Source organism: Priestia sp. Y58 (assembly GCF_029522095.1).
GTDB classification, from domain to species: Bacteria; Bacillota; Bacilli; order Bacillales; family Bacillaceae_H; genus Priestia; species Priestia megaterium_E.
The window spans coordinates 84,808-100,303 of record NZ_JAKWFL010000012.1 but is presented as its reverse complement, the minus strand read 5'-3'; the positions used below and the strand labels follow the sequence as shown (position 1 = coordinate 100,303).

At 33.0% G+C, this 15,496-nt stretch carries 17 protein-coding genes and 1 pseudogene; 12 read left to right on the top strand and 6 right to left on the bottom strand.

The window, feature by feature from the left end; genetic code table 11:
* Window positions 1-48: 48 nt before the first annotated feature.
* The 4 genes from MMB68_RS25040 to MMB68_RS25025 all read left to right on the top strand — a co-directional run bounded on the left by MMB68_RS25040 (window position 49) and on the right by MMB68_RS25025 (window position 2,419).
* Window positions 49-576 carry an RNA polymerase sigma factor gene (locus tag MMB68_RS25040; protein WP_277549513.1) on the top strand — a complete coding sequence of 176 codons (528 nt, stop codon included), beginning with the start codon at window positions 49-51 and terminating at the stop codon, window positions 574-576.
* On the top strand, window positions 560-1,645 hold the full coding sequence (locus MMB68_RS25035; RefSeq protein WP_226556660.1) for a DUF4030 domain-containing protein: 1,086 nt from the start codon (window positions 560-562) through the stop codon (window positions 1,643-1,645). Before MMB68_RS25040 ends, MMB68_RS25035 begins: the two co-directional genes overlap by 17 nt.
* Window positions 1,646-1,785: 140 nt before the next feature.
* Window positions 1,786-2,055 (top strand): hypothetical protein, encoded by a 270-nt coding sequence (locus MMB68_RS25030; protein ID WP_048022084.1) that lies wholly within the window; start codon window positions 1,786-1,788, stop codon window positions 2,053-2,055.
* A gap of 64 nt (window positions 2,056-2,119) precedes the next feature.
* On the top strand, window positions 2,120-2,419 hold the full coding sequence (locus MMB68_RS25025) for a hypothetical protein (protein ID WP_226556661.1): 300 nt from the start codon (window positions 2,120-2,122) through the stop codon (window positions 2,417-2,419).
* Between the two features lie 514 nt (window positions 2,420-2,933).
* Here the strand turns inward: MMB68_RS25025 and MMB68_RS25020 are convergent.
* The 5 genes from MMB68_RS25020 to MMB68_RS25000 all read right to left on the bottom strand — a co-directional run bounded on the left by MMB68_RS25020 (window position 2,934) and on the right by MMB68_RS25000 (window position 6,655).
* On the bottom strand, window positions 2,934-3,947 hold the full coding sequence (locus MMB68_RS25020; RefSeq protein WP_277549512.1) for an NADP-dependent oxidoreductase: 1,014 nt from the start codon (window positions 3,945-3,947) through the stop codon (window positions 2,934-2,936).
* Between the two features lie 356 nt (window positions 3,948-4,303).
* On the bottom strand, window positions 4,304-5,053 hold the full coding sequence (locus MMB68_RS25015) for an SDR family NAD(P)-dependent oxidoreductase (RefSeq protein ID WP_277549511.1): 750 nt from the start codon (window positions 5,051-5,053) through the stop codon (window positions 4,304-4,306).
* 68 nt (window positions 5,054-5,121) lie between these two features.
* Entirely contained in the window at window positions 5,122-5,697 is a 576-nt protein-coding gene (locus tag MMB68_RS25010; RefSeq protein WP_221817090.1) for a TetR/AcrR family transcriptional regulator, read from the bottom strand.
* Between the two features lie 397 nt (window positions 5,698-6,094).
* Window positions 6,095-6,424, bottom strand: coding sequence for a L,D-transpeptidase (locus tag MMB68_RS25005; protein ID WP_277549510.1), 330 nt, complete (start codon window positions 6,422-6,424; stop codon window positions 6,095-6,097).
* Window positions 6,425-6,655, bottom strand: coding sequence for a L,D-transpeptidase (locus MMB68_RS25000; RefSeq protein ID WP_277549509.1), 231 nt, complete (start codon window positions 6,653-6,655; stop codon window positions 6,425-6,427).
* Window positions 6,656-7,091: 436 nt separating this feature from the next.
* On the opposite strand from MMB68_RS25000, the gene MMB68_RS24995 reads away from it, so the two are divergent.
* From MMB68_RS24995 to MMB68_RS24965, 7 genes are all read left to right on the top strand, one after another.
* Window positions 7,092-7,250 (top strand): hypothetical protein, encoded by a 159-nt coding sequence (locus tag MMB68_RS24995; RefSeq protein ID WP_155404447.1) that lies wholly within the window; start codon window positions 7,092-7,094, stop codon window positions 7,248-7,250.
* Between the two features lie 113 nt (window positions 7,251-7,363).
* The gene (locus MMB68_RS24990) at window positions 7,364-7,714 is read left to right on the top strand and encodes a helix-turn-helix domain-containing protein (RefSeq protein ID WP_263046226.1); all 351 of its coding nucleotides are present in this window, start codon (window positions 7,364-7,366) and stop codon (window positions 7,712-7,714) included.
* Between the two features lie 259 nt (window positions 7,715-7,973).
* Window positions 7,974-8,231: a hypothetical protein gene (locus MMB68_RS24985; RefSeq protein WP_048018898.1), complete on the top strand. Its 258-nt coding sequence runs from the start codon at window positions 7,974-7,976 to the stop codon at window positions 8,229-8,231.
* Window positions 8,231-8,722 carry a hypothetical protein gene (locus MMB68_RS24980; protein ID WP_165573153.1) on the top strand — a complete coding sequence of 164 codons (492 nt, stop codon included), beginning with the start codon at window positions 8,231-8,233 and terminating at the stop codon, window positions 8,720-8,722. Before MMB68_RS24985 ends, MMB68_RS24980 begins: the two co-directional genes overlap by 1 nt.
* A gap of 586 nt (window positions 8,723-9,308) precedes the next feature.
* Window positions 9,309-9,569 (top strand): NAD(+)/NADH kinase, encoded by a 261-nt coding sequence (locus MMB68_RS24975; RefSeq protein WP_277549508.1) that lies wholly within the window; start codon window positions 9,309-9,311, stop codon window positions 9,567-9,569.
* Between the two features lie 2,444 nt (window positions 9,570-12,013).
* Window positions 12,014-12,589 carry a MerR family transcriptional regulator gene (locus tag MMB68_RS24970; RefSeq protein ID WP_277549507.1) on the top strand — a complete coding sequence of 192 codons (576 nt, stop codon included), beginning with the start codon at window positions 12,014-12,016 and terminating at the stop codon, window positions 12,587-12,589.
* A gap of 482 nt (window positions 12,590-13,071) precedes the next feature.
* Window positions 13,072-14,373: a replication protein gene (locus tag MMB68_RS24965; protein ID WP_277549505.1), complete on the top strand. Its 1,302-nt coding sequence runs from the start codon at window positions 13,072-13,074 to the stop codon at window positions 14,371-14,373.
* Between the two features lie 65 nt (window positions 14,374-14,438).
* Here the strand turns inward: MMB68_RS24965 and MMB68_RS24960 are convergent.
* Window positions 14,439-14,523: pseudogene (locus tag MMB68_RS24960) on the bottom strand.
* Window positions 14,524-14,682: 159 nt separating this feature from the next.
* Here MMB68_RS24960 and MMB68_RS24955 point away from each other — a divergent pair.
* Window positions 14,683-15,462, top strand: coding sequence for a ParB N-terminal domain-containing protein (locus MMB68_RS24955; protein ID WP_224980709.1), 780 nt, complete (start codon window positions 14,683-14,685; stop codon window positions 15,460-15,462).
* Window positions 15,463-15,496: the final 34 nt, after the last annotated feature.

Below are 15,496 nucleotides of genomic sequence, written 5' to 3'. Positions count from 1 at the left end.
AAACTCTCGTCTAAGTAAAGAATATTGGATAAAAGGATGGTCAGGATATTGGAAAAGAAAAAAGAAGAAGAAATTGAGCGTTGGTATGACGACCATAGCGACGCCATATTAAAGTTTATTTTAATGCTGGTAAAAGATTATCAGCAAGCTGAAGATTTAACGCATGAAACCTTCGTGAAAGCTTACCTTTCTTACGATTCCTTTCAGCAAAACTCCAGTGAAAAGACGTGGTTGTTCCGCATTGCGCATAATGTCACCATTGATTATTTTAGAAAACAGAAACCATTAAGTCTTCTAAAAGATTTTATTCTGTCGAAAACAAACCCTGATCGTTTACCTCAAGAGATGATTGAGCTTAAAGAAACATCTCTAGAGCTGTATCAAGCGTTAGAAAAGCTGAAAGACGGACACAGAAAGGTTATTTTACTGCGAAAAGTTCAAGGTTTTTCTGTTAGGGATACGGCTACCATTTTAGGGTGGTCTGAAAGCAAAGTAAGGTCTACACAGTTCAGGGCAATTCCTGCTTTAAGAAAGCAGTTAGTAAAGGACGGGTATATATATGAAGAAACGGTTTAATTCTTTTAAGGATGATAGTTCACTAGAAAAATTGAATGAGGAGTTGGTCTGGAAATCAAACCGAAAACAAAAACAGAAGCAGCGACTTTTAGAAGCCATCGACCAATTAGAACAATCAGAATCAGTAAAACCTGAAAAAGATATATTTTTTAAGAAACAAAATCGTCCTCTAAGAAATGTTGTGTACTGTGGTATTGCACTTGTTATTTTGAGTGGTGCATTCATTAGTTCAGCATTTGTTTCTCCAGCAATGGCTCAAGTGGCTGCTAAAATACCTTATTTGGGTCAGATTTTTAAAAGAGAGTCTGTAGGTACTGAAATTATTAATACGTTAAGAGAAAAGGGTTATAAAATTGACCTTCTAGGACAGACCTATTATGGAGGCAGGAAACAGATTGAGGTGCATGTGGGTGGCTCAGAGAAATATTTCAAAGACGTTAAAGAAGATATATATAAGATTACAAAGGATATCTTAACAGCACGCAAATACGATACGTATAAAGTTAAAGTTACAAGGTATGATGTTTCTCAAGACAAGTATAAACCTGATCCTCGCCAAGAAAAATACGACAAAATAAACCAAGAGATTGGTGTTGAATTAAAAAACCACAATTACCACGTGTTAGATGCTGGTATAGCAGGATTTGACTCGGACGCCAGAGTAGCTCTAGAAGTACTTGATACTGAGAAGCATATTGAAGATATTAAACAAGTGATTAGCGATGTTCTTGTTAAAAATAACGAAGGAAAAACACCTATAAAGGTATATAAAATTAACTTAAAAAAGCAAGAACAAAACGGGCGATGGGGAAACATTATTAGTGACGTTGGAGAAGATTTATTAGGGAAAGAAAAATATCATGTGAAGATGGTTGGTTATTCCGTTCATCCTAAGCCACAAGTAGTGATCTATACTTCATTAAGCAATTCTGAAGAGAATAAACAGTTTGCTAATGAACTCGAAGGAGTTATTGATGAATTCCTTCAAACAGGAGAGATGAAGAACAAAGTAAAAGATGATTCATATAAAATCATTATTTACGCTAAAGGAAAGAAAAAGCTAAATTAAATACGCATTTTGATAAGCTAAGAAATAAGACAGTTTTATTCCTTAGCTTGTTTATTTTTCTACTGATAACATGTTTTATATTAACTGATAGACAGATAGATGGTATTATTAACCATATACTTAGTTCTTGGAGGAGCAACTTGAAAAAACGTTTTAGTCAATACTCATTGTGGTTATCGTTGCTTGGAATTGTTATTGGGGTAGGACAATATTTTACACCAATATATAGCTCAAATATTCTTTATATAGGAATTGTCATTTACCTTATGGGCTTTTTATGTGGAGTAATAGCTTTTGGAAAACATGAAAAAGGGCTAATGAAATATTTTAGTTTGACCTCTTTTGTTGTAATTCCACTACTTATTATGTTAGGAATGCTATTTTTTGCAATGAATTTTGGTGAAAGTTAAAAGAAGTGAGTTTAACATGCTTGCTTCTTTTTGTTTTCTATAAAATCTATTAGGAGGAAATTAGATGAAGAAATTCTTTAAAAATGCTTTAAAAGTGTCAGTAGCTTCTTTAGTTACTTCAATAATCTTGTATGTAGTTATAATTGGGTTCTTTCTTTTATCAGTTGTTACAGCAAACGCTTTTGGTACTGTGATTAAGATTGTTGTGCCTATTTTAACTTTAGTTACAATACTCGGGTTTATTTATTCCTTCTTTATCAAAGGTAAACAGAAAATCCCTTTTTTAACATTACATTTTGTTTCCTTATGTGCTCTTTCGTTTGGTATCTATCTTGCAGTCAATTTTCAAGGGTTTGCGCCTTGATAAATATTTACATAAAAAAAGAACCCTTTGCTCATATAGGCAAAGGGTTTTCAAATTTATCGGAATAGGGGGAATACATTATTAGTCTGGCCAGATTTATAGATTCATATACATATACCTTTTAAAAAAATATTGTCTTTCACTATATTTAGAGTAAATAACCTTGTTTACATTTTATTGTTTGTTAAGTAAATATTAAATTACTTCATTTATTATTAAGGTTTTACTATTTACAGTTAGTGACGACAAATAAAGAGTTTTTCTACAAGGTATGTAATAATTAACGCTATTTTTAATAAAGTAAGTTAACTATTACTTTTGTAAATGAAAGTAAATTATAACATTATATTAACAAGAGTAATAGTTAATACTGTTACAAAATATATAGTATTTTTTAACACATTACTTTTAATTAATACTTGATCTATTGTTTATTTTTATAACAGATAAATTATGGACATGACCTTCTTCTTTTTAGGTTAGTTTTTATTTGGACTGATCTCCTCATGTTCTCCTAAAAATTAATAATTACTTTTCCTTTCGGTCGTCCACTTGCAACTAGTTCTAGCGCCTCATTTACGTTGTCTATGGGAAATAGTGTTGGATGAATTGGTGGAACAATGTTGTGTTCCTCAATGATTTTGGTGATTTTTTTTAGTTGTGCGCCGTCAGAACGAACAAACATAAAATGATATTCCACGTCGTGTCTCTTGGCTTTGTAGTCATACTTTGCACCAGCAACGGAAAACAGCTTTTGTTTCCAAAATGGAAAATTTCCTTTTTTTCCGAAACGCTTATTTGGACCTGTACGGAGAGAGAGCAATCTTCCCCCAGGTTTGATGATACTCAATTCATTGTCAAATTCTTTAGGACCCAGTGTATCGATCACATAATCCACATTCGACAACGAGTCAACGTAGTTTTCTGTTGTATAAACCAAATATTGATCTGCACCCATTTCCAACGTGCGTTCGCGCGCTTCTGAGTTGCCACTAACAATAACATTCAGACCTATTTCTTTTGCGATTGGGACAGCCATTTGACCAAAGCTACCCGATCCACCTGGAATAAAAACAGATTTACCAGGATGTGCCTCAAGTTCTTCGTGTAGACCTTGATAAGCTGTTAGTCCAGCCAGTGGTGCTGCAGCAGCTTCCACATAAGATAAGTTTTTGGGCATTAATGCAATGGCGGTAGCATCAATTGCGGCATATTCCGCAAAAGCACCAATTTTTTTTAATGGGAGACGTGTATAGATGTCATCTCCTAGCTGAAATTCTGTCACGCTTTTTCCAACCTTTTCTATAACTCCTGTCAATTCATTACCAAGCGTTAAGGGGAATTCATAGTCCTGAATCAGTTTTACACTACCTGTGATAATCAACATTTCGAGTGGATTGACCGCCGCAGCTTTAACTTTTACCAAGACTTCGTTGTCATTGATTTCTGGGATTGGAATATCATTGACTTGGGCCTGAATATCTTTTGAATATTTGGTGATCTGAGCTGCTTTCATGAGTGTTTTCATTCTTTTCTTTAGCACCCTTCCATTGAGTTGCTTTTATTAGTTTGTTTATCTTATTTTTATTATTTTCACTGTCTACTTCATTTTTTCTCCTCAATATAATTCTTTTTATAAAAAACTTATATTATTCCAATCGTTTAGGTGGAGGAAACCTTATTTTAGGATCAACCCACCACCTAAATCTTAAACACTTACAAAATTACCTTTTTATCCATTTGATACTGTTGTTTTATTTTAGAACGTTCATTCTTAAATAGTTAAATTTTTTGAATTGATACTGTAAAGGAACTATGTTTATCACCCTAACGAGTTATGTTCGTTTTTCAGTTATATATAGATTTAAAACCTTTGTTGATACGTTAAACGCCTAGTATTGGATAGATTTGATCTCTTAAATTGAAATTGTAGCTTTCATCTACAATACCTACGACTTTATCATTGTCATAAAGTTCCATCATAAAACCAGCCATTTGCTTAGCTGTGTGATACATCGGCATAAAGTTTTTATAATCGAATTCTTCTACATCCTGTGAAGTTTTCTCAAATTCTGTTTCTGTCACTGCTGGTGCTAAAACTTTCGCCTTCATTTTTGCACCTTTAAGCTCTAGTTCTTTTGCAAGCCCTTCTGTAAATGCACTAACAAAATATTTAGATGCAGAATAGGTGATACCACCAATATAAGTTGCATATCCCAGTGCGGAGGATACGTTAATTAATTGAGTTCCCTCTACATGAGAATAATCTCGCACGAATAGCGTAGAAAGGATTGCCAATGACTCTATGTTAAGACGTAACATGGATTCTACTTTTTCTAAATTCTGATCTGTCACAGAAGAAGATTCACCAAGACCGGCATTATTAATCCACGTCTCAACTTGATACTGCTTTAAACTGTTATACAGTGCGTACGCCTGATCTGTTATCGATAGGTCACTTGTATGAATAATAACATCTAAATCAGGATTTATATTATGAATGACTGATTTGAGCCCTTCTAATCTCTCTAACCTTCTAGCTACAATAATTAAGTTTTTTCCACGAGCAGCAAATTCTAATGCTGTTTCATATCCTATACCTGAACTTGCTCCTGTAATAACTGTGTACTTCATATTCTTTCTCTCCTTAAAAATATATTTAGATTGGTGTTAATTCATTTATTTAAACAACAAGATATAATTCATCCTAGTACTGACAAATTCATATCAATAATGGTTTCTAATTCTTTTTTATCATTTGTTGTTTTTGCTAATACTCGTATTCCTACAAGGGAATTATGAATAAATTTAGAGAGCCCTTTGATATCATAGTGCTCAGGAATCTCTCCTTGTTCTTGACCGTGTTTCAGTAAATCAAATAATAAGGTTTCGGTCTTTATAAACGTCTCTGTAATTTTTTCAGCTACTTCTTGATCAAGTAACGATAATTCAACTGCTGTGTTGACTGTTAAACACCCTTTTGGCTGTTTATCGGCTGGATAAATAACCATTTCAAATAATTTTCGTATAGCCTGCTTAACCGTTAAATCTGGTGTTATGTTACTTTTAAATCTTACATCCATTACTTCTACATAGTGACTCAGGGCTCGAATAAATAAAGTATGTTTGTCACCGAATGTATCATAAATACTTCTACGGTGAACGCCCATATAGTTCACCAAATCTTGCATGGATGTTTTTTCATACCCCTGTTGCCAGAAAAGCTCCATTGCTTTCCTTAGTGCTTCTTTTTCATCAAATTCTTTATTTCTAGCCATGTACTCCCACCTTAGAACGTATTATCTCGTATGTCTGAGAAAGGATTTAGAATTATTTTATGCACTTAGAGTGCAACAATTTTATACTATTCATTCCCCCTCAATAAACTCTTTAGGTAATTTAAGAATGATCATTCTTATTTGGATAAAAGAACTGTTAGATCCAACTTGTTTTGAGTATATCAATTCAAGAACGTTCAGTAAAGAATTTTTAACCAAAAGTTAAAAACCATTATTTCCCTAACTACTCAGAACTCATTCGTATCCTTTCTCCTTTACGTTTAAGGTCAAGGTCAAAAACACGAAGTTTTCCTACATAGACACTGAATTTAGAGATTTAGATAGGAAAACAAAAACAGCATTCCGTGCTAAAAAAACACGGAATGCTGTTCAGATATTAATTGTTTTTCATCTTGTAGCCTTTGAATTTATATCCATATACGCTCGTAAGGTCAACGAATCTTTTATAAGAATATGTAATGGCAACCGGTGTGGCTACTTGGACTTTATCGTAAAGCTTTTCGATGTCTACATTATGCATTCTCACGTAACCTTGACTCACATATTTTCCAATGCTGCTTTCATTGTTATTGCCGTGAATACCGTATGTATCACCATACGTACCGTTTGCATTTAATCCTAACCAGCGTTTTCCTAATGGGTTGCGAGGATCACCGCCAGGAATATGTCCTGTATAGTAAGGGCGGTTTATAATTTTGTTTACCACTTAAAAAAAACCAACAGGTGTTTTATCCCACGTTTTTCCCGTTGCTACTGGATCAACGATTTCAATATAACCTTTATGGAAATAGGCAAACTTGTTGTAGTACTTGTTAATGATAATTAAATCTTGATTCGCTGTGTTGCTTGCTGCCTCTGTTTTCCCCTGATTTACTCCACATAATGCGACCATTAATAATGTAAGAACGGTCATTGATTTCATAAAAATGTTCTTCATAAAAAGTCTCCTCTTTTTTATATTTTTATAAGAAACAAAAAAGCATCTTCCAAGTTAATCGATAATTTTGGCATGCAGAGAAACGCTCTCTGACGAAATTAACTTTTGTTTTGCCTATAACCATTCATTCGATGCAAATTTTAGCACCTAGAAAAAGAGTCATTTCATTGCTGCTACAGATACTTTAATATTAGGCAGCTTAAAAAGTTTTGCTCCCTCTGAATTTAAGGGTCAAGAAGTAATTTTTTTGACCCTGGATTTTTCATTTCACAACCATTCTAATAGCTGTGCAAGTAACTGATGAGAAATCTTATAGAAAGTCTTTGAGTGATTACTTTTTTACGTAAACAACTGTTGATTTTAGGAATTATTTCCTTTAAACTAAATACAAGTCACTCATTTGAGTGACTTGTATTTAAAGAGTGTGAGGGATTATATGACTAAAACACCGTCTGGATTTAAGCGTTTGAATGCTGATATTCCCGAAGAATTGTTTAAAGAATTTGCAAAGAGATGTATTGAAGAAGGTGTGAGCAAAAAAGAATTTCTTGTTCAACTTTTGGAGAAAGAACTCTTTAAAGATTCAAAGAAGTAAGAAAAAAAACAAAATAAAAGGGCACTTTCCCTGCCAGGAAAGCACCCCATGTAGAACTCGTAAGGACTTCTATTATAACATGGGTTGCCCTCAAAAAACAGGAGGGTCTTATCATGGATCAAAGTGAAAAACTTTTAATGGGCATTGAACATGTTTTGAGTGTGGCATCTGATTTAGTTGATGAAGTTGCTCGACTAAAACGTGTAGAAGAAGAATGCAAAATCCTGAAAGAAAAAGTATTTCTCAATCAATTTACCTTTGCTGAACAACAAGTTTTTGAGCTCGCTTTAGATGGGTATTCTGGAAGGGAAATGCAGTTAATTCTGTCTAAAGAAGAAGCCACAATCAAATCACAAAGACAAACGATTATACGCAAATTAGGTGTATCCTCCATGAAAGAAGCTGTTAAAAAATTTCAACATTTAGATCACGAATCATCAAGAAAACTTCTTCAATCCCAATAAACTGACGTGACCTGCAGAGGGACTTCACATCATCAGAATATACACAAAGAGTCACCTGTAAAGGAGACTTTATATCCACACTATATACTCAGAAAGGAACCTTAAGGTGTGCACCTAAGCAACTTTCGTGGTATCACGGTGAAGCTAGGCTCTGCCTAGCCCCACACACCCTGTGGGGGCAAAAACCCCTTATGCTCTTCAGTATGTTTTTTACGCTGTTTATGTTGATGTAATAAAAACAAAGAAAAGGAGAACAAACATGGAGATTAAAGTGAGAAATGTATGTCCGGTTGCTGTGAGTAAAGTAGATCGTTTAGCCAAAGAAAAAGGTCTTTCTCGACAAGCTTTTTTGAAAGAACAAATTGAAACATTATCAATCATGGAAGAAGTAGAAAAGAGAGAACAAGCCATCAATGATTTGTATGATCGAACGATAGATACCATGCAAAGATGCTCAGATGCGATGACAAATATGGATCATACATTCAATAAACTCTTTGGGGAGGATGAAGAATAATGACAGCAAGCAAACACAGAAGAATGATTTCTTTAAGTGAAGAGGCTGATGAATATCTTCATAAACATATGAAAGAAAGAGGCTATCGTTTTCCAGGAGATGCCATTGCAGATATCATTCGAAAATATGAACGATTAAAAAATAATGAACCTGATGAAACATTTTTAGATGCTGCTACAATTGACGCAATAGGTCAGGCTTATCTGAAAAGAGCGAGTGGATTTTATCAATACTTAGACGATGAATTAAATGAGGTAAAAGAAACGACAAAGAATACACAAATAGACACTCGAATATTACTAGAGCTAGTTAATAACTTATACGATCAATTAAATATCCAAAAGTTTAAGCCCACAGAGTTCAATGAAACAGAGGCTACAAAGAAAGCCAAAAGAGTTGCGCTACACAAGATTCAAGAAGAAAAAATGCAGTTCAGGGAAAAAAGAAAACGGGAAGCAGCAGAAGAAATGGACCATTTATTTGAAGGTTAATCGTAGCGTTTATAAAAGCAGGCATTCGCCTGCTTTTTCTGCTTCTATACTATAGTGAGATGAAGAATTGTAGTAGCTAAGTTCCAAAAGGCTATTTATGAGTAAATTTAGCTTTCATACCTATGTCTTGATCAATACATTACGTGTGTTTTATAGGCAACCTCCTAAGCTATGTAGTTAGTTGCTATGGCTTTTAAAAGCCATTGTGAGCTTCTAAGAATAAAAAAGGGTTTATAAACTATTCAGAAGACATTAAAGAGGCTTATACAAATCGTAAGAACCACTCAGAGCTACCTTAAGGAACAAGATAAAACATACGCTTCCCTCTCACAAACAATACAGTAAAAATTAAATGAACTATATAGTAGTGCATTGCTTTTTAACACTCCAAATTCGTGTACTCCTCTATTTTTTAATATACATAAATGAGTTTAACTTAAGATTAACTTGTAATCTCTATTTTTTCAGGAGGTCAATTTTCATTTCCAACATTGCTTCAATTTGTAAATAAGCAACTACTTTTCTATGTAATTTAAAGTTACAATAGGTATATTGCCACTTATCATAAAAGGAGAATTTTCACCATATGAAGAATATTTTAATTCATTATTCACCAGATGATGCGCACGTAGGAGCGTCACTTAAAGAATTCTTAAGGAGATCAAATTATAATGTGTTAACGGGAGATTCAGTTCCAGATAGTGGACGATTAACTTCGATATTTGTTGAGCCGGGATTACTATTGGAGACACTCTTAAAAGTTGACTTAGCAATTGTTTTAATTTCTCAAAATTATGTAAGTTCAGCGTCGTATCAAATGGAATCTGAAATGCTAGAAAAACATTGAAGTTTGCGAGAAAATCTTTATTGCTGATTGTACTTGACGATTCTACTCCGCAATTTGGTTTTGCAGGGATTGGTTATTCCGAAGTCGATAAACAGGATATTTTAAATGGGAATTTTAAGGAGATAAATTAGACTTCTTGCAGTAAAAGAAGCAGAAATCTATCAAACAAAAACAGAAGAGACTGCTGAAAAAGAGAGCAAAAAAGAGGTAATTTCAGATCTTAAGAGTAGAGAAAAGTTTAACAAAAGAATTGCTATGGGGTGCTACTCCATAGGAACTGCCGGAATTATTATAGGGGCTATTCTTGCTTATTTTAGTGTAAATAATATTTCAAGTGATAAAAACTCATATTATTATATCTACGTAGGTGCAAAAAACTTAGCTATCATAGGGTTATTAATTTTATGTAGTAGGTATACCTTTAACATAGGCAATATCTTTATGGAGGAAGGAGTTAAACAAGCAGATAGACTACATGCTATACATTACGGAAGGTTTTTTTAGAATCCTTCCGAGAGAAATTATTTTTTGAAGAAATGAAAGACCTATTTAAAGACTGGAATATGGATAGTAAACCCTCCCTCCTTAACAATCCCGATCCAATGGCTGCTGATAGGTGTGGGGCTAGGCAGAGCCTAGCAAAGCCGTGGGTACAAAGAAAGTCGCTTAATGTCCCCTTTGCGTCTCCCTATGTTTTTTCATTTTATGGCTAAATATTGTTGCTTTTCATTCATTTTTTCATCTTTTCACGTAAAATTTTCTGCTTATATTCATGAAGCAGGATGCTTTTAGCATCAAAGTGAATCTTTTATATCTTTGTTTCTGTTTCTCTATTCCTTTGATAAAAATTAAAGACATGTACTTTTCAAATTAAAAATTTTTCATTAATTCACTAAATAACTTTTTAAGATTTTATTATTACCCTAATATATAACTAAACAATTAGATTTTCTTTTTTCTTCTGCAAGAATCTAACTCTATTTTTTAAAAAAACGAGTTAATTATAACTAATTTAGACTCAATTGAATTAAAATTAACTCAACAAAAAAGAAGTTTAATTTAATTAAAATAGAGCATATCAACTTGTCTAATTAAAAGCTGTCGAATCTATATTTTTTATACCCAATTAGTAATTAATTGATTTAAATTAATTTCAATTAGGTGTACACAGACTAAATGTACCAATAAAAGGTGACTCTACCTAATTAATATTCATTCAAATAAGATAACTAATCCAGACTCAATTGAGTCTGGATTAGTTATGACTACTGAACAAAATCAGGAAATGAACATAAGTGGGAGAAAATAAAATGATGACTTAAAAAATAGATTATGTATTTATACCATGCTGAAAACTTGGTTAAATAATTAAGCAGCGAATATAGTGATCAAAAGTAACAATTTATAACTGCGTGAATGTATTAACACCTTTTAATGCAGAGGAAAGATCTCTAATACCTAGAGAATTAGCTAAGATTCTTCAAAAAAAAGGCTATGGTCATATTAAAGAAAAAGCAAAACACATTTTAGCGTTTCAAAAATTTATCAAATCTCTCTAAACAATGAGTGCCTGAAATTAAGTATGTCTCTATGATACGAGGCGGTTGGTTTTATTTAGCATCTTCATTAAATTCACATTAAAGAAATTGTGTACTATTTTTTCACGTTTAATAACATCAGAATTAATCATTGAAGCACTTCAAAAGGCTTACACTGTCCAAAAGCCCTAAAAGGGTTTACCTACTCGTAACAATTTCGATTCACAATAAATAAGACATGAGTTTACTAAGCATGTCCACAAATAAGAGATAAAGCATCTTTTCAGCCAAAAAGACTGCTTTTATGATAATGCCTACATAGATATGTTTCACACCATATTACAGAAGAAGTGTATTATCTAAACAGAATCGACAGTAGTCTCAGCTATTAAAATCCTTAATCTATTGAAGATTAAATGAGAAAAACAACTTAACACATAACTTTTTTGTTCTAAATTATCGATCCAAACTTGATAGTTTAACTTAAGATTAACTTAAAATAACCTCGTTGCATACAACCTCAATTTAGTTTAACTAAAAACGAAATAAGTTGTACTAAATTAAATATAAATAAATAAAAGTTTAATTAAAATGCAATTAAGTTGTACTTAGTTGAACTTAATTGCATTTTAATTAAACTTATTGTAATATTTTAAAAAACTATAATGGATTTGTAGTTTTTTGAAGGACTCAGTTCAAATTTAATTGAACTACATAACATAAAATATAATAAATTTAATTCAGTTAAGTGTGAAATCTGCTAGAATAATAAAGACAAGCTTTAAATTAAGTCTAATTTAATTAGTCAGAACCAATTAAGTTAGACTTAATTGAGTTATTAAAAATATTTCATATAAGAAGATACTAACTAAGTTAGATTAATTCGTTTGTGAGGGAGGTACAATTATGAGCGAAGAAACAATGGTTATTTCAGAAGTTGCTAGAAAATTTAATATAGAAAATCATCAGTTACGGGACTGGTGCGAAGTCGGGTTAGTACGACATAAAAGAATTGGAAGAATAAGATACATATTTACTGATGAAGATAAAAAAATCGAGAAGATTATTGAACTAAAGGAAAAATTCGGAAAACATGCACCAAATGAAATGATTCGTGAAGAATTAATTAAAGCAAATTTAATGAGCGAAGAACAAATAAAAATTATTAACAAGGATTTAGAGGAAGAAGATATAAACGAAAACTCCTTTAAAGAAGCATTTTTATTGCTTGCTAAAAAAATAGAAGAAATGGATAAAAAAATGGAAAAGAAAGAACAACTAACGCTTCCATCTGAAAATTTGGCAGAAAAAAAAGATGTTATAGAAATAAAAGAACAGATGAATAAACTTGAACAAGACAATCAGCGTTTAAAAGAAGTGAATGATCAATTACTTAAAAAACTAGATTCTATCCATTCAGCTATGACCGAAATTCAAAAAGAACAAGGAAAAAGCATATGGAAAAGAATGTTCACAAAATAATAAAACAGCTTCTAATTACTGACCAGTAATTAGAAGCTGTTTTATTATTTTTGTAGCAGTTGTCAGAGAAAGTTCTCTTAATACCTTCAACAATAAATTCATTTGAATATAGATAGGATTTGCACCTCATAAAAGGTGCAAAACTAAATCTTTTGAGATATATTACTAATTCTTATTGAATTATGAGATTAATTAACGCTATAATAAAACTAACAAAAATGACCGGAATAGAAAAAAGACTTCAACTGTTTAAGACGTGTTGGTAGCACTCTTAAACCGTTCCCCCTAGTTACAGTAGGGAAAACACTTGTCGAAGTCTCTTGTTAATAGAGTTAGTTTTTCTATAAAATAAAACTTATGGTTTTATTTTATATGAAATAGCTGTCTATTTCAAGGGCTTAGTTCATCAAAATCACGACATTGTTTTCCTTTTTCCAGGGAAACAGTGTCTTTTTTTGTTCCTTAAAGGAGATAATGAACAAATGACAAAAATATTGACCTGCTATTTAAAAGATGTAGACACCTTCAACGGACGGCTTAAGTGGTTGTGGAAGAACAAATCCACACTTCGGAAAAAGAAAGAAGAGTTTTTAGAAATTATCCGTACTCATTATAAACAGAACAAATCAGCTATACATAAAGAATTTCCTAAAAAAAGAATGGAAATGCTTGATCATGTCATCTATAACCTAGTGGCTACAGGCATCCAAGCCATTCGTTCTGAAACACTCATGAAGAAATTTAAAGTTTCTAAAAGTACGGTTTCTCGTTTTGTACGTTCGTTAAAAGCGACACCTTTTATACTTGTAGCACGTTACATTAAAGAAGATGCAACAGGTACTCATCCTGATAGCTATGTATTTATTCTTAAAAGCCATAAGAACTTTAATCACATTTGCGAAGAAATCTTTTTTGCCCATGATACAACAGGTATACAAACAGTCCAACAAGAAGAAATGACAACTCCTGTGACGCTTCCTGTGATGTATCCAGAAAGTGCTGAAAACGTTGATACACCAAGCCTAAAGGCCGATAAATTACCTGGTGCCTTTATTAACCTTGATTTACCTGTAAATCATATAAATAATCATTTAATGTCTGCTTCACAGTCATTTACCTATATCAAAGGTGTTCCTAAGAAAGTCAATCAAGTCTATGCAGGTAAGTATGGCCATCAACTAAAAGACTTTTATGCTCGCATTCAAAATGCTGCAAAAGCCGTAAAACGAGATACAGAGATTGATATTACTAAAGGGCAAGTACATGAAATTGCGTATACATCTATTATTGGACTAGACAAATATGTACATGAAGCTAATCATAAAGGCAATTCTTTGTCCTTAGATAATATGTGCCAATTACTCTATAAAATTGCGAAAAACCAATTCTATCAGTTGGTGAACCCTAAAAACCAGGATTATTCATCAGTATATCCAACTCATGAGGAAGTTATACATAAAGAAGAGTCATCAACAAAATTGTTTATACCAAAACATATTATCCGTAAAGAAATCGTTCCTGATTGGTTACAGGCTGAACAGGATCAAGAGAAGGGTACAAAAAAAGTAGAATTATCTTTAGAACAACAGCTTGAAACGATTCAATTAAAGCAAGACCTAGGGCAAAAACTTACACCAGAAGAGGAATGCTTGCTGCAAGAACACTGCTCTACGTACAGTTCATTAGAAATGGCGGAACTGAAACAAGATTTAGGACAAGCATTAACACCTGAGGAGCAAGACTTATTGCATCAATATGCTAAATTAAAGGAACCAGCTTCTTAATTTTAAAAATAGTTAAAGCATAGCAAGGACTTTCACTATTTCTAACGTATTCAGTGTTTTAAGAGAGGACTTGGCAGGATTTGAACCTGCAAGACGCCAAAGTTGTACAGTGTAATACGACTGGCTGCTCTGCCATTGAGCTACAAGTCCACACTACAAGTATGCACATAGTCTTTGTTTATATGTACGACCGAAGAAAATGTAAAAAGTGAAGAAATCCCTTAGAAGCTAAATTATTATTAGGGTATGTTTATTTAGAACACTGTTCTAAATAATAAATAATCTATATCTACGCAGGAGGAGCACATTATGCCACATAAAATTACGTTAACTGGATCAGCTACAGGACCACTACGAGAATACGATCGCTATGTTGCCTTTGATATGCGTGAAAAAGGGTCACCATCTGCGCCTAAAGGCTTGAAGAAGAGTACGTTTATTTCGTACACGGTATTTGTTGCAAAGAAGGCTTTTAACAAAACAGGTCTCACGAAAAAAAGTATTATGCATGAAAAGATCTTAATTCAAGGAGAACCAACTTTAGACATTCCGATTGATGAATGCCCTGGTGAAGTAGGTGTAATCTGCTTCCAGATTACCGTTCTCCCGAATAAGAAAGACAAAGAAGACAATGAACCAAACGATAAAAAAGAGGCCAAACAAGAGGCTTCTGCAGCGCAACAAGAAGTTGCTGTTACCAAACACGAAGAAAAACCGGCACCTACTTCTCAACCTGCAGCAAATGAAGAGAAGAAAGCTGAAAAAGTACAGACAGAAGTGAAGGAGACACCTGTTCAAGAGAAAAAGGTGGAGCCACAAAAGAAACAAATAACAAATCAGCCAAAAGGGACACAAGATCTTCTAAGTTTCGACAAAATCATCGTACCTGAAGAGTTCTTAAAGACACGTCCAAACCCTCAAAAAACACAAAAGGTCATTGATTTTGTAAAGCGTACAGGGCGTCTGGATGAGCCATTAACGATTGAAAAAGGATCGAATATCTTGAAAGATGGTTACCGTCGTTATATTGTGGCCAAAACCCTTAAAATGGATAAAGTTCCAGTTATGTATGAATACCAGAAGTCATAATGTATTTCCTTGAAGATGACCCATTGCAAGGACT